Origin of the sequence: Candidatus Phycosocius bacilliformis (assembly GCF_003112735.1) — a bacterium.
In the GTDB taxonomy this organism is placed as follows: Bacteria; Pseudomonadota; Alphaproteobacteria; order Caulobacterales; family Aquidulcibacteraceae; genus Aquidulcibacter; species Aquidulcibacter bacilliformis.
The window spans coordinates 238,062-252,335 of the sequence record NZ_BFBR01000003.1; the positions used below are offsets into that span (position 1 = coordinate 238,062).

Genomic DNA, 14,274 nt, shown 5'->3' on the forward strand with positions numbered 1-14,274 from the left:
GACATGCCGACAAAATCAAGTCATGACAGCGCAGATTACCCCTGCCCACGCCGTCATGGCAGTATGCGCAACAGCCCATGAAGACCGGACCGATGACCACAGAACCCCGCGACTATCGCCCCACCATCTTCCTGCCCGACACGCCGTTTCCGATGCGCGCAGGCCTGCCCCAGAAAGAGCCACTCTATGTGGCCAAATGGCAGGAAGCCGATCTCTATAACAAACAGCGTCGAGCCAGCGCGGGCCGGACCCGCTTTGTCTATCATGACGGCCCTCCCTATGCGAACGGCAACTCCCACATTGGGCATGCGCTGAACAACAGCTTGAAGGACTTTGTCTGCCGCACCCGTCAGGTCCTGGGCTATGACGCTGATTTCGTGCCGGGCTGGGATTGCCATGGCCTGCCGATTGAATGGAAAGTGGAAGAAGAATTCCGCGCCAAAGGCCGCAAAAAAGATGAAGTGCCCGCCGCCGAATTTCGTGCTGCGTGCCGCGTCTATGCGCAAAAATGGGTGTCGATCCAAAGTGGCGAGCGTCAGCGCATGGGCCTGATGGCCAATTTTGCCAATCCCTATCTGACCATGGATTTTGAGGCAGAAGCCACCATCGCCGAAGAATTCTTAAAAGTTGTCAAAACCGGCCTGGTCTTCCGCGGGTCCAAGCCCGTGATGTGGAGCCCGGTGGAGCGCACGTCGCTGGCCGAGGCAGAAGTCGAATATCAGGAAAAAGTGAGCCCAACGATCTGGGTTAAGTTTCCGATTGTCAAAGGCCCCGCCACAGGGGCAAGCCTGATCATCTGGACAACAACGCCTTGGACCATCCCTGGCAATCGGGCAGTGAGCTATTCCCCCGATATCGCTTATGGTCTCTATGAAGTCGAGGCGATGGAGGCCGATCTGGCGTTTGAGCCTTGGGCTGCACCGGGTGACCGATTGGTGGTGGCCGATCGGTTGAAAGATGATGTGTTCGCCGCCGCGAAGATCGCCACAGCCAAGCGCATCGCCGATTTTGATCCGGCTCAAGCCAGTTGCACCCATCCTTTGGCCGGCAGAGGCTATGACTTCCCAGTCCCTCTGCTTGCGGGCGATCATGTCACCGATGATGCCGGGACGGGTTTTGTGCACACCGCGCCCGGCCATGGCACCGACGATTATTTGGTCTGGATGAAATCCGGCCTGCCGCAGGCCGATATCCCGTTTACGGTGGATGCAGATGGCCGCTACACCAAAGAAGCCCCAGGCTTTGAGGGGCTGGCGGTGCTGGAACTCGATGGCAAAAAGGCCGGCAAAGAAGGCCCGGCCAATGGGGCGGTGATCGCTGCATTGATCGAGGCTGGTGGGCTCTTGGCGCGTGGCCGCCTCACCCACCAATATCCCCATTCCTGGCGCTCGAAAGCCCCCCTCATTTATCGCAACACCCCCCAATGGTTCATCGCGATGGACAAGCCCGTCCCCCATCTGGGCGGCAAGACCCTGCGTGACGTGGCGATGGCAGAGATTGCGGCCACTGACTGGGGCAATGAGGCAGGGTCCAACCGCATCACCGCCATGGTCAGCGAACGGCCTGACTGGTTGATCAGCCGCCAGCGCGCCTGGGGCGTTCCGCTGGTGATGTTTGTGCACAAGGATAGCGGCCAAATCCTGCAGGATGAGGCGGTCAATGCCCGCATTCTGGCGGCCATGCGCACAGGCGGGGCCGATGCCTGGTTCACCAATGAGGCAAGCTTCTTTTTGGGCCCCGATTATGACCCAGCCGACTATGAGAAAGTTGAGGACATCCTCGACGTCTGGTTTGATTCAGGCTGCACCCACGCGTTTGTCACCCGCAAACGCTATGGCGAAGAGACCCAGGCCGATCTGTATCTTGAAGGCTCTGACCAGCATCGTGGCTGGTTCCAATCCTCGCTGTTGGAAAGCTGCTCGACCCGTGGCAAGGCCCCCTATAAGGCGGTCCGCACCCACGGCATGATTGTCGACGAGCAGGGTCGCAAAATGTCCAAAAGCCTCGGTAATGGCATCGAGCTTGACGATGTCTTGCGCCAGAACGGCATGGAAATTCTGCGCCTGTTGTTCGCAGCCGCCGACTACACCAATGAATTGGCGCTGGGCAAAACCATTCTTGATCAGGCCAGCGAAACCTATCGCAAGCTGCGCAATACATTGCGCTATATGCTGGCCAGCTTGAAGGACTTCACCCCTGAAAAAGCGGTGGCCTATGGGGACATGCCGCTGTTGGAGAAGTGGCTGCTGGGCCGGGCCCATGAAGTCGGCGTGGAAGTGCGCGCGGCTTGGATGGACTTTGATTTCAAGCGGGCTTTGTCGGCAGTCAGCGATTTTGCCAATCTTGATGTGTCAGCACTTTATGTCGATGTGCGCAAGGATGCGCTTTATTGCGACGAATTGGACAGCCTGCGCCGTCGGGCCAGCCAAACTGTGCTGGACCTGTTGTTTGAACGCATGCTGTTGTGGCTCGCCCCCATCCTGCCCTTCACCACCGAAGAGGCGTGGGAAACACGTTTCCCAGACCAAGGCTCGATCCATTTGCGGACCTTGCCGGATGATCCGCAAGAATGGGCTGATGGGGCCATTGTGCAGCGCATGGGTCTGTTGCGTGACTTGCGCCGGGTCGTCACGGGCGCTTTGGAATTGCAACGACGGGAAAAAGCCATCGGCTCCTCGCTGGAAGCAGCTCCCATTGTTTATGTCAGCAATGATGCGATCCGTGGTGCCATTGGGAACGAGGACCTTGCTGAATTGTGCATCACCTCAGGACTGACTTTGCGCAATGGTGCAGGACCCTCAGGTGCCTTCACACTGGAGGATGTGGCCGGCGTATCGGTTGATTTTGCCCGCGCCCCTGGCATCAAATGCGCCCGCAGTTGGAAGTTCTTTGATCCGGCGACCGCTCTGCCTGGCTTCCCCGACATCACCCCACGTGATGCCCGGGCGGTCATGGCGTGGGATGCGGCCAATCCATCGGCCTAAGCATCACGCAACAGTGAAGTCTGCTTGCAAGCCTGCCCGCAGCATGGCAGGCCGTAGGCGTGTCCATGTCTGAAACTCCCAAGCGCCCCGGTGTGATTGATTGGGCCCTCCTGATCATTCTGGTGATCCTGTGGGGTTCTGCCTATGCGGGTACCCATATCGGGGTGGAAGTCTTGCCGCCCGCTGTGCTGGTCGCAGCCCGTCTGTGGGTTGGCGCGATTGTGCTCGGCTTGGGCTGTGTGGCCATGCGGGCCCCCTTACCCAGATTGAGTGATGGGCGGACCTGGGGTGTTCTGACCCTGATTGGGGCGACCGGTACCTTGTTTCCCTTCCTGCTGATCTCATTCGCGCAAAAGACCGTTCCATCGGCTTTGGCCGCCATTTACATTGCCGCTGCCCCATTGACGGTGGCGATCCTGTGCCATTTTTTGGTGGCAAGTGAGCGGCTGAACCTGAAACGAGCTGTTGGGGTGGCGGTTGGGTTTGGCGGGGTTTGCCTTTTGTTTGCACCAGCTCTTTTGGATCATGGGGTCGCAGCCGCCCCGCTACTGCCCCAGATGCTGCTGCTCTTGGCAGCGGTGCTTTACGGCTCGACCAGCGTGATGGTGCGGCTGGTCAATCCCAGCCTGCATCCAGTGGCGATGAGTTGTGGTTTCGTGTTGGTTGCCGCCCTATTGTCCGTGCCTCTGGCTGTCCATGCCTGGCCTGACGCAGGCATTGTGTTGGAAACCCGCCACATTCTGGCGGTGCTGGGCCTTGGGGTGCTGTCAACCGGTGTGGCCAATCTTGTCTATGTCTTGACCATCCGGCGGGTTGGGCCTGTCTTCATGTCCAATGTTGGCAATCTCGCCCCGTTTTGGTCGATCCTTGTCGGGGCGGTGGCGTTTCAAGAAGCCTTGCCAGCCACGACGTTTGCCGCCCTCGCCATCCTTCTCTTTGGTGTCTGGCTGGTGCAGCGCCAGGGCGCGCGCTAGGGCTTAGCCCTTCGCCTGGGACCGGCATTTATCGCTGCAATAAAGCACTTTGTCCCAATCCCGCGCCCATTTCTTGCGCCAAGAGAAGGGTCGCCCGCAGGCCTTGCACGGCTTATCGGGCAGATGCGCTTTGGCAATGCTTTTGCCTTTAGCGTTCTTCATGCGCTTTCGCCCAATTTTGTAAGCGCGGGCGGACCCGCAAAAAGAGGCCATAAAGCCAGTCGAGCACGGGCACCAATGGCGGCCATTGCGCCAGATAACCCAAAGGCTGGAATGGGGTGACTTGGCTCCACATCAAACCAAATGCGCGCGCCCCAGACACAAGCTCCCCGCCACGGGCTTGGGCGTGAAAACGTGCCAGCATGGCTGCCCGGTCTATCGGGCAGGTGCCATCGCCGGTCAGATCGACAAAGCGGATGCGGCCCTTGGTGCGATCCAGCTTTTGATACAGGCTGATTTCTGCCCGGCACAGCGGGCAATCACCATCAAACCAGACCGTGATCTCAGGCAGCTTGGCGGGGTCCATCATAAAGCCCGCACACAGTGAGCACGTCCAAGCGATGTTGACGCGCTGTCAACATTTCGCCAAGCTATTGCAATCAGGTGCATTTGGTACCCCGACACGTCCCGTCTTCTCCGATGCAGGTGATGCACGTCATGACATCTACACCCCTTGCTGATCCAAAGGATAGGTCAGACAGCCTTCCCGGCAACCAAGCCGGTAAGCGCGAACAGACCAAACTTGCCAATCGTGCTGCCATTCTTGAAGCTGGACGGCAGATTTTTGCCGAGCTGGGCTATGAAAGCACGACTGTGCGCGACATCATCCGCCGCACACAATTGGCGTCAGGCACTTTCTACAATTACTTCAAGTCCAAGGAAGAAGTGTTCCATGCCCTTCATGATGACGGAGTGGCCCGCTTTAAACCTCTGCTGCGGGCCGCGCGCGAAAGTGCTGGCACTGACTTCCAAGCCTTTATGATCACCGCCTTTGGAGCCTATTTCAATTTCCTCCTGAGCGACGGCCAGATCGAGCGCGAGATGGCTGCCACGCCGGAATGGACGCGGGTACGCTTTGACACGCCTGAAAGCCTTGCCCTGTTTGACGAATTGAAAGGTGACATCATCGCCTTTGCAACAGAGTTTAAGCTCGATCATCTCGACCCCGAATTGCTGACTGCTGCGTGTGTCGGCATCGCCCAAGAGATTGGTGAGCGCCTGTTGCGGGGCCGGATCAAGGATGTGGACGCGGCTGCCCGCTTTGCGGCCTATTTCGTGCTGGGCGGGTCCCAGCGAGCCCAGAGCGAGTTGCAAACATGAATCTTCAAAAGGCGATCACCCAGTTTCTGTTGAAGTTGCCAGACGGCATTCTGGTGGCGATGTCGGGCGGCAAGCCCGTGGTGCGCGACGGTTTAACGCTCGATGCCCGCTTTCAATTCATCGCAGTCATGGTGGCCAAGCAAGGACCGCCCCCTGTGCTGACGCCCGAATTTGCCCGCACGGGGACCGAAATTCTGACCAGCCTGTTTGGTGGCCCGCTTGAGCCAAATGTCGCCACCGAAAATCGTGTCATTGAGACCCAGGGCCGCACCATCCCCGCCCGCCTCTATCGGCCAGCCAATCAAAACCCCAAGGCACCTGTGCTGGTCTTTTATCATTTCGGCGGCGGGGTCGTGGGCAGTCTTGAGACGTGCCACGCCTTTTGTTCCATCCTGGCCAGCATCATTGGTTGCCCGGTTTTGTCCGTCGATTATCGTTTGGCCCCCGAACATCCGTGGCCCGCCGGATTAGATGATGCGACCGATGCTTATCTGTGGGCACTTGATCACGCCGACCAGTTTGGCGCACCAAAGGGCCTAGCCGCCATTGGCGGGGATTCTATGGGTGGTAATTTCAGCGCCATCATTGCCCAGGACATGCAGCGACGCGGCTTGCCGCAACCTTTTCTACAATTGCTCATCTATCCCGCCACCACGGTCCTGACGCGCGATGGCTCGATGCAAAGCTGTGCCGATGCCTACCCGCTGACCGCTGATCTCATGGCGTGGTTTATGGCCAATTATCTGCCCGACCCTGCCAAGGGGGAGGATGTGCGCGTTTCGCCAGCTTTGGCCGAAAGTTTGAGCGGCCTTGCCCCCGCCATTGTTATCACCGCTGGCCATGACCCCTTACGCGATCAGGGCAAGGCCTATGCAGAGGCGCTGGAGGCGGCCGACGTGAAAGTGCATTATCAATGCTATGAGAGCCTTGCTCATGGCTTCACCGCCTATACCGGTGCAGTTCCCCAAGCCGACAAGGCATGCCGGGAGATTGCGGCGGTGGCGGCGCGCGCCTACCGCGCTATGGGTGGTTAGGCGGTGAGCTTGCCTGCCCGCATGCGGGCCTTTGTCTGTCATGCCTTGCGCGAAGATGCGACGGGTGTGGCCCTAGAGGACGTCGAAACTCCCCGGCCCGGTCCGGGTCAGGTCTTGGTCAAAGTAGCGGCTGCCAGCCTCAATTTCCCAGACATTTTGATGTGTCAGGGCAAGTATCAGTTTCGCCCCGACCCGCCTTTTGTGCCAGGCCTTGAGTGTTCGGGCGAGATTGTGGCTCTGGGGGCGGGGGTCAGCCAGTTTCGGATGGGTCAAGCCGTGGTTGGCGGGGCGCGACTGGGAGCATTTGCCGACTATGCGCTGCTGCCAGCCGAGGGTGTGCAGCCCAAGCCCGACCGGCTTTCCTGGCAGGAGGCAGCCGCCTATCCCGCCGCTTATCTGACCGCTTATGTCGCCCTGGTTCGCCGGGCCAATCTGCAAGCCGGGGAGACATTATTGGTCCATGGCGCAGCCGGGGGCGTCGGGCTGGCCGCTGTCCAATTGGGCCAGCATCTGGGTGCTCATGTGATTGCCACAACCGGCTCGCCCCTCAAACAAGCCGCCCTCAAGGCGATGGGGGTAGAGCATGTGCTGTGCGTCCAAGACGGCTTCCGTGACCCCGTCAAGGCGCTGACCCAAGGACGGGGCGCGGATGTGATTTTCGACCCGGTTGGCGGTGATGTGTTTGATGAAAGTGTGCGGGCCATCGCGTTTGATGGCCGACTTCTGGTTATCGGCTTTACCAGTGGCCGCATCCCGACGGTGTCGGTCAATATGCCACTGATCAAGGGCTTTTCAGTGATGGGAGTCCGGGCTGGTGAATATGGTCGCCAATTCCCCGAGCGGGGACGCGAGAACACCCAAGCCATTCATGAGCTTGTGAGCCAAGGCCACCTCAAACCTCATGTCGGTGCGGTATTTGATCTTGCAGACACACAGGCAGCCTTTGAAGCGCTCATGTCACGCCAGATTATCGGGAAAGCGGTGATTGTACCCTGAGCCGCAGCGGATCAGGCAACACCGACCTTGGCGACGACTTCCTGCAGACCACTGACAACTTGGTCGCGCATCCGACTTTGGGTCAGCGGGGTCTTAAACAAGACGTCAATCGCATTGAGATGGGTTTGGATCACATCAGGTCGCACGGACTGCGCGGACCCGGCCTTTACAAGATAGGTCTTGAGGAGTGCCGCGACGCGCGAGACGTGGAAGTCGCGAATATCCTCAGCCAATTCGTAGACCTCAGTGACCGCCTTAACCAGCTGAGCCATAATATCGGTCCGACCATCTCGCAAAGCATTGACCAACAGTCCCAACCGCGCCAAGGCCAGATTAAGGATCGAGCGCATTGAGGCGAGTTGGTCTGCCTCGGAGGTTATTTCCAAAGGATCATCAAAGCGGCGATAGGGTCCTTTAAATTCGGGATCGGCCCGACGCCGACGACACGGACCAGTATAGCCTGGGTCATCAATGAAATTACGTGGCCGTTCGATCACTTCTCGTAGCCGGTCACAAACCGACTTCACCGAGACCGGCTTTAGGATGAATTCATCCACCCCAGAATTACGGGCAAATTCGATCTGGCTTTTTCGATTATTGGCGGTGACCAGAATAATCGGCGTGATCTTGAGCGTGTCGTCATCAATCGCGCGGATCCGGCGGGCAAGCTCGATCCCATCAACTTTTGGCATCATCCAGTCGGTGATGACAATGTCAGGGCGGACTGAATCAAATGCATCGAGGCCATCTTCGCCATCCACGGCAACCGTCACATTGCGAACGCCCAAATTGCGGAGAATCTCTGTCAACAAGACACGGAAGAACGGCTGGTCATCGACCACTAGGATCGACAACGCCGACAGGTCCAGTCGTTGGGGAGTCCTCTGCTTGATCGCCACGCGTGCTTGTTCCTCGATTGAGCGCGTTAACTAAACAAATGTGCGTTAAGAATGCCTTATCGTCGTTGCACTCTGACGAAGATGTTACCATAAGGAACACATCTAGGGTTGATCCTTCGATGCAATGCCTTTGGCGGCAATGTCGCGCCGCACCCGGTCAATCGCCTCAAGCACGACGCGCCCGTAAATAGGGCCCAAAATCGTGGTATGATTGGCTGCGTCCACGTTGATCGAACTTCCATAATCCGATAGGCGGGCAGCGCGGGATTGGGCTTGCTTCCAAGCCTGACGTTCGGGTGTTACCGGCCCAGCTGTGATGGTCGCGACCGGCATTTTTTTCAGATAAGGATCTGCTGCGAGCGCAATCTCACCGCCCTGGATTGTGGCAGTGATTTCGGCTGCGGAGGCACGCATATGCTTGGGTGAACCAAATAGACGACGTTTTTCCTGAAGTGGCACGCCGCTCAAGCCAATGCGATTGGCGTAAAAAGGTGCCAAGGGCTTGACGAGACCAAATTGGCTCAAGCCAGCTCCAATTCGGGCGAGGCGCTGATAGCGGCTGATCCACACCTGTGCTTCAGGAATAGTGATCGCGCTGGGGTCTGCCGCATCGATCAGGACAAGGCCAACCACGTGATCGGGATATTGGCTAATGAAGGCGCGGGTCAGTAATCCTGCCATTGAATGGCCGACGAGCACATAGGGGCCTTTCTCACCAGAGGCATCCAATAACGCCTTGAGTTCGCGGGCTAAAGTGGCCGGATCACGGGGTGCTTTGGACGGTTCCGACCAGCCCATACCGGCCCGGTCATACGAACATGTCCGTGCTGTCTTGGCGACTTCAGGCTGCAGATAGCCCCAATCCGCTGACCCTGAATAGGCACCCGCCTCAAAGACAATGATCGGCTCACCGGCGCGCGCCTCACCTTGGCATACCAAACGCTGCTTGCGACCATCGACATCAATCAAGACCCCACGCGGGGGATTGTTCCAACCACCAGCTGCCATCGCCAAACCTGTTCCCATCCAACCCAGAAGCAGCACAAGAAATGCGAGCCCCACGCCGCGGATGATTGAAAAAACAAACTTCATGAGGCGGAATTGAGCCATAGCGCTTTAGCTGCCAGTCGGCAGTTTCTGTGCCAGAAGCGCGAGCCACAATCGGACACGCTTCTCATTCACGCCCATATCACGAATGCCATATTTGGATCGTGAGAACACACAGATCGAGGCCTTTCCCGCACCCAGATCGACGGGCATGGCGGTGATCCAGTCCGGGAATCCAACCAAAGGCGTGCGCTGGATGGCTTCAATCTGTCCCTCATCCTGACGAATATCAGAGACTCGCGGCTGGCTGCGCAGAATTTCCAGCCACGCTTCAGTCACTTGCGCGATGCTTGCTGCGAATACGCCCGCTTCAAGGTCGGGCTTTTGTTGGGCCGCAAACCCCGCCGGCAGCACCAGAAATTGATTGGGCTTCCAGATTTTGGTGAAACGGGCGAAGTCGAGTGGGAAGTCCTTGATCATGGCGGGTCCTAACCTGGCAAATTGATGATAAGGCCTTCACGGGCCGAGACCTGATTGTCCAAAAGCCGCGTCCACGCCTGTTGGGCTGCCTCAAAGCCTTCCGCATCAACCACATCAAGCCAGGCTTTGGATTCATGGGCGAAACGGTCGAACGCCGCATCGAGCGCGCGGGTAAACTCTGCTGCCCCCCACGCCGCATTAAGCCGGGCCATATGGGTCGGCGCGAAGAAGAATTGTGGGCGCGGCCCGGGCAGGCTGGCAGGTGTTGCTTGGCGTTCGGCATCCCAATGCGCACCACCCACGATGACCGATTGCTTCAACGCATCTCTGAGACGCTGGTGTACCCCCGCGGTGACTTTTGGATCGCCAGCAAAATCCACATAGACTGAAGCCTCTAACGGCAATTGATCCACTTGGTCGTAAGTCACGACCTGATCATAATATCCGCTGGCCGCCACAAATGGCGCCGACCGGGCCGAGGTAAGGCCAATCAATGTCAACCCGCCCCGGCGCTTGAGGCAAGCATTCATCGACAAGGCCGTCTTGCTTGATGCGCTTGAGGAGATCACTGTGCCCGCCGTCCATGCGCGTTCATCGTGAATCCAATCTTCCAACAAAAAGCCAGTCATGAACAAGGGCTTGAGGAGGGCGACCCGCCCCTCTGTCTCCCCATCTTGTGGGTGGACGATGCTGTAATGATTGTAGGCAGCAGCCATTTCCTGGCGATGTGCCGCCCCGTCGCGAAAGCCGTGCGGGCTAACCTTGATCGGTTCAACCTTCAAGGTACTTGCAATTGGGAAATAGCCGTAAATCCGTGTACCAACGGCTAAACCCTCAACACGGGATTCCACGATTTCACCATAGCCCCACACCGGCACCCGACCCAAATCGGGCTGGCTGGCGGGAAAGAAATTCCAATATTTCATGCCGTCGCCAAACATCGCATAGGTCACATTATTAGCGGTGAGGGAGAATTTCCGGACCGCGACCAAAGCCTCCCCCTCCGCCAGCTCGCTTGCCGGGACGTCAGTCAGCACCATGTCGCGGAACGATTGGCGACCCATTTCGAGGACGAATTGCTTGGCGCGCATGGTGGCATCTCCCTGTCAATTATCAAATTGCGACCTTGCCACGACTGGAACTGCCGTACGAGGCCCCTCGACCATTTCTTAAAGTCGGTCTATCGGCTTGTCATCATGCAGAGCGCGTTGAAAATTCTCAGACTGGACATTGGCTTGCCGCTGGATGGCGGGGGTACCCTTTCCCCGCTGGAAATCGGCTATGAAACATGGGGTGCTTTAAACGCAGCCAAGACCAATGCCATTCTGATCTGTCACGCCCTGACAGGGGACCAGTTTGTCGCCAGTCCCAATCCAGTAACGGGCCAACCTGCTTGGTGGGACAATCTGGTGGGTCCAGGCAAAATCATTGATACTGACCGCTATTTCGTGATCTGTTCAAACGTGTTGGGCGGGTGCATGGGAACATCCGGGCCTGCTTCGATCGGACCCAATGGCACGCCCTATGGCCTTGATTTTCCTGTCATCACCATTGCCGATATGGTGCGGGCGCAAGCCGCCCTGATTGATCATTTGGGGATTGATCGTCTGTTTGCTGTGATTGGCGGGTCGATGGGCGGCATGCAGGTGCTGGAATGGATTGCAAGTCGCCCCGATCGCGTGGGTGCAGCCATGCCGATTGCTTCGGCCGCGCGCCATTCTGCCCAGAACATCGCCTTTCATGAAGTTGGACGCCAGGCGGTGATGGCGGACCCAGATTGGCAGAATGGGGCCTATCAATTGGCCGGTACCAAGCCGGTCAAGGGTCTCGCAGTGGCCCGCATGGCCGCCCACATCACCTATTTGTCAGATGCAGCTCTACATCGGAAATTTGGCCGCCGCCTCCAGAATCGCGACGAACTGACCTTCGGCTTTGATGCAGATTTTCAGATTGAAAGCTATTTGCGCTATCAGGGCAGCCGGTTTGTCGACCGGTTTGACGCCAATTCCTACCTCTATATCACCCGGGCCATGGATTATTTCGATCTTGCCGCCGGCTTTAATGGCCGATTGAGCGATGCCTTCACCGCCTTCAAAGGGCGGGCCTGTGTGGTGAGTTTCTCTTCAGACTGGCATTACCCCCCCGCAGACAGCCGCCATATTACGCGGGCAATGATCGGGGCGGGGGTCGAGGTGTCTGCCTTTGAAGTGGAAACCGATAAAGGCCATGATGCTTTCCTGCTTGATGAGCCGCAATTTCATCAAGCCATGGCTGGCTTCCTTGAAGCCAGCGCGGCAGATCAGGGGCTGCAATGAGCCTGCTGCCCGTCACACGCGCCGATCACGAGATCATCCTCAATGCCGTACCCGAAGGCGCGCGGGTGCTGGATGTCGGCTGTGGCGATGGTGATTTGTTGGCTCGCCTCAAGAAGGAGCGTCGGGCCATCGTGCGCGGCATGGAGTTGAGCCAGTCGGGCGTGAATGCGTGTGTGGCCAAAGGCCTGTCGGTGGTTCAAGGCGATGCCGATTTTGATTTGGCGCTTTATCCCGACAATTCCTTCGACATTGTTGTGCTCTCACGCACCATTCAGGCCACGCGACGCCCGGAAATGGTGTTGCGCCAGATGCGCCGGATCGGGGCGAAGGCTGTGGTGTCGCTGCCCAATTTCGGTTTCTGGCAGGTGCGCTTGTCGCTGCTCTTGACCGGCCGCATGCCCGTGACCCAAGGTCTGCCAGACAGCTGGCATGAGACCGAGAACCTGCATTTGTGCACATTGCTCGACTTTGATGATCTGGCCAAAGCAAATGGCTTTACGCTGGAATCGGTCACCCGCATTGCGGCGGGCAAAGCCAGCGCCCCCTCGGTGCGCACCACGCGCTTGCTCAATTGGTTGTCAGAAGAAGCGGTGTTTGTGCTCAAACGCATCGCGGCGGATAGGCCATGACGGGGCGGCATAATGTCAGCCTCTGTGTGCGCGGCCTCACCCTGCAGCGCGGCTTTCGCCGTCTTGTCAGCGACCTCAACTTGGTCTGTTCACCCGGCGATATTGTGGCCTTGCAAGGCCCCAATGGTAGCGGCAAGACCACATTGCTGCGTGCCATCGCAGGCTTTCATACCCCCGCCGGCGGCAGCGTGGCGTTTGAGGCCGAACACGGCCCCGAGATTGAGGAAGTCGGCGAAGTCGCCTCTTTCCTTGGCCATCAGGACCCGATTAAGGCGGGCGAAAAGCTGATAGATCAGCTGATATTCTGGGCTGATGTGCGCGGTGCGCGACGTGACAGCGTTTCAGAAATTCTCGACCGTGTCGGCCTGTCTCGTCAGACGGGCCTACAAGGTGGTGTCTTGTCGGCAGGGCAACGCAAACGCGCCTCTCTTGCCCGCCTCCTCCTCGAAGACCGCGCGGTCTGGCTGCTCGACGAACCAGCGTCCCCGCTTGACCAGGAAGGTCGAGCCCTGCTTGGCAATCTATTGGATGCGCATTCCCGCCGTGGGGGTATCATTCTGGCAGCGGTGCATGACCCGTTGCCGGGCGTCACAGCCCGCACCTTAGCCCTCGGCACAGCCGAAAGCGGGGTGGTGCCATGAGCCTGTTACGCGCCTGTTCGGCCATCATCGGCCGCGAAGTCCGGCTCGGCTGGGGTTCTGGCGGAGGGGCGCTTTTGTCCGCCAGCTTCTTTGCCGGGTCGATCATGGTGGCCCCCTTTGCACTTGGCCCAGCGCCGGACACTTTGGGCAAGATCGGGCCGGGCTATTTGTGGCTGGCATTGACCTTGGCGACGTTGGTGTCCCTGGAACGCTTGTTTCAAGCTGATCTGGAAGATGGCACGCTGGATCAAATGCTGCTCTCACCCCTGCCGGCAAGCGTGCAGACCTTATGCAAAATCCTGGGCCAATGGCTGGCTGTCAGCCTGCCCTTGCTTGTGGTCAGCCCCATTGCCGCGCTTCTGGTTCGGGTTAAGCCTGAATTGATCCTTCCAATCTGTTTGCAATTAGGCGTGGGCAGTCTGGGCTTGTTCCTGATTGGCGCGATTGGGGCGGCATTGGGTGCAAGCGTAAGGCGCGGTGGGCTTTTGGTCGCCTTGATTGTTCTGCCTCTTTATGCCCCCAGCGTGATTTTTGGCGCGAGTGCCGCCGCAGAACTTGCCAGTGGCGGACCGTTCTGGAGCCAAGCATTTTTATTCCTCTGTGCATTGGTGCTCGCCGCTCTTGCCTTCGCCCCGCTAGCGGCTTCGGCCTCAGTACGCCTGCATGTGGATTAAGCTCGGGCAATTAGTGGTGACAGCGGTGTGGGTGTGTATTTCCACTTGGAACCGCTTTGGTGAAAGCCATGTTTCACCAAAACGTATGGTCGAGTTTGAGCGCGACATCTGGGTCGTCAAGTGTCGGTTTTCTCTGAAAACCGATCGCATCGCGACGCAGCAAAGCTGCGCACTTGACCACCCCGATGTCGCAAGAACAATTGAGTTTGCGGTTTGGTGACCAGATTGGGCACCAAAGCGCTTCCAGACAAAAATCTTCTCAAAACGATGTCATCCCCGGC

General features: G+C 58.3%; 16 protein-coding genes. 10 read left to right on the forward strand and 6 right to left on the reverse strand.

Annotation, left to right across the window (positions count from 1 at the left end):
- Positions 1–77 precede the first annotated feature (77 nt).
- Positions 78–2,984, forward strand: coding sequence for an isoleucine--tRNA ligase (ileS, locus tag PbB2_RS06650; protein WP_238164896.1), 2,907 nt, complete (start codon positions 78–80; stop codon positions 2,982–2,984).
- 65 nt (positions 2,985–3,049) lie between these two features.
- A complete protein-coding gene (locus tag PbB2_RS06655) occupies positions 3,050–3,958 on the forward strand; it encodes a DMT family transporter (protein ID WP_108984525.1) in 909 nt (302 codons plus the stop codon).
- A gap of 3 nt (positions 3,959–3,961) precedes the next feature.
- Here the strand turns inward: PbB2_RS06655 and PbB2_RS06660 are convergent, their stop codons facing one another.
- Together PbB2_RS06660 and PbB2_RS06665 are read right to left on the reverse strand one after the other, a co-directional pair.
- Positions 3,962–4,171 carry a DUF2256 domain-containing protein gene (locus PbB2_RS06660; protein WP_420887454.1) on the reverse strand — a complete coding sequence of 70 codons (210 nt, stop codon included), beginning with the start codon at positions 4,169–4,171 and terminating at the stop codon, positions 3,962–3,964.
- The gene (locus PbB2_RS06665) at positions 4,107–4,484 is read right to left on the reverse strand and encodes a thiol-disulfide oxidoreductase DCC family protein (protein ID WP_108984639.1); all 378 of its coding nucleotides are present in this window, start codon (positions 4,482–4,484) and stop codon (positions 4,107–4,109) included. Before PbB2_RS06665 ends, PbB2_RS06660 begins: the two co-directional genes overlap by 65 nt.
- 131 nt (positions 4,485–4,615) lie before the next feature.
- Between PbB2_RS06665 and PbB2_RS06670 the strand changes: the two genes are divergently transcribed.
- From PbB2_RS06670 to PbB2_RS06680, 3 genes are read left to right on the forward strand one after another with little or no spacing between them, the layout of a single operon-like run.
- Positions 4,616–5,278, forward strand: coding sequence for a TetR/AcrR family transcriptional regulator (locus tag PbB2_RS06670; RefSeq protein ID WP_108984640.1), 663 nt, complete (start codon positions 4,616–4,618; stop codon positions 5,276–5,278).
- Positions 5,275–6,312, forward strand: a complete 1,038-nt coding sequence (locus tag PbB2_RS06675) for an alpha/beta hydrolase (protein WP_108984527.1) — start codon at positions 5,275–5,277, stop codon at positions 6,310–6,312. Before PbB2_RS06670 ends, PbB2_RS06675 begins: the two co-directional genes overlap by 4 nt.
- A 3-nt stretch (positions 6,313–6,315) precedes the next feature.
- Entirely contained in the window at positions 6,316–7,308 is a 993-nt protein-coding gene (locus PbB2_RS06680; RefSeq protein WP_420887455.1) for an NADPH:quinone oxidoreductase family protein, read from the forward strand.
- A gap of 11 nt (positions 7,309–7,319) precedes the next feature.
- On the opposite strand, the gene PbB2_RS06685 is transcribed toward PbB2_RS06680, so the two are convergent.
- The 4 genes from PbB2_RS06685 to PbB2_RS06700 all read right to left on the reverse strand — a co-directional run bounded on the left by PbB2_RS06685 (position 7,320) and on the right by PbB2_RS06700 (position 10,825).
- On the reverse strand, positions 7,320–8,207 hold the full coding sequence (locus PbB2_RS06685; protein WP_192576208.1) for a response regulator: 888 nt from the start codon (positions 8,205–8,207) through the stop codon (positions 7,320–7,322).
- Between the two features lie 102 nt (positions 8,208–8,309).
- Positions 8,310–9,299, reverse strand: a complete 990-nt coding sequence (locus PbB2_RS06690) for an alpha/beta hydrolase (protein WP_192576209.1) — start codon at positions 9,297–9,299, stop codon at positions 8,310–8,312.
- A gap of 24 nt (positions 9,300–9,323) precedes the next feature.
- A complete protein-coding gene (locus PbB2_RS06695) occupies positions 9,324–9,734 on the reverse strand; it encodes a DUF1499 domain-containing protein (RefSeq protein WP_108984531.1) in 411 nt (136 codons plus the stop codon).
- Between the two features lie 8 nt (positions 9,735–9,742).
- Positions 9,743–10,825 (reverse strand): DUF2855 family protein, encoded by a 1,083-nt coding sequence (locus PbB2_RS06700; RefSeq protein WP_108984532.1) that lies wholly within the window; start codon positions 10,823–10,825, stop codon positions 9,743–9,745.
- A gap of 117 nt (positions 10,826–10,942) precedes the next feature.
- On the opposite strand from PbB2_RS06700, the gene metX reads away from it, so the two are divergent.
- Genes metX through PbB2_RS15940 form a run of 5 tightly spaced genes read left to right on the forward strand, consistent with a single transcriptional unit; the run spans position 10,943 to position 14,213 of the window.
- Positions 10,943–12,049, forward strand: coding sequence for a homoserine O-acetyltransferase MetX (metX, locus tag PbB2_RS06705; RefSeq protein ID WP_320410530.1), 1,107 nt, complete (start codon positions 10,943–10,945; stop codon positions 12,047–12,049).
- Complete coding sequence (gene metW / locus PbB2_RS06710; protein WP_108984534.1) at positions 12,046–12,678, forward strand: methionine biosynthesis protein MetW; 633 nt, start codon at positions 12,046–12,048, stop codon at positions 12,676–12,678. Before metX ends, metW begins: the two co-directional genes overlap by 4 nt.
- Positions 12,675–13,319: a heme ABC exporter ATP-binding protein CcmA gene (ccmA, locus tag PbB2_RS06715; RefSeq protein WP_108984535.1), complete on the forward strand. Its 645-nt coding sequence runs from the start codon at positions 12,675–12,677 to the stop codon at positions 13,317–13,319. The genes metW and ccmA overlap by 4 nt, the downstream gene beginning before the upstream one ends.
- Positions 13,316–13,993 (forward strand): heme exporter protein CcmB, encoded by a 678-nt coding sequence (gene ccmB / locus PbB2_RS06720; RefSeq protein WP_108984536.1) that lies wholly within the window; start codon positions 13,316–13,318, stop codon positions 13,991–13,993. The genes ccmA and ccmB overlap by 4 nt, the downstream gene beginning before the upstream one ends.
- A complete protein-coding gene (locus PbB2_RS15940) occupies positions 13,983–14,213 on the forward strand; it encodes a hypothetical protein (protein ID WP_145959872.1) in 231 nt (76 codons plus the stop codon). The genes ccmB and PbB2_RS15940 overlap by 11 nt, the downstream gene beginning before the upstream one ends.
- Positions 14,214–14,274: the final 61 nt, after the last annotated feature.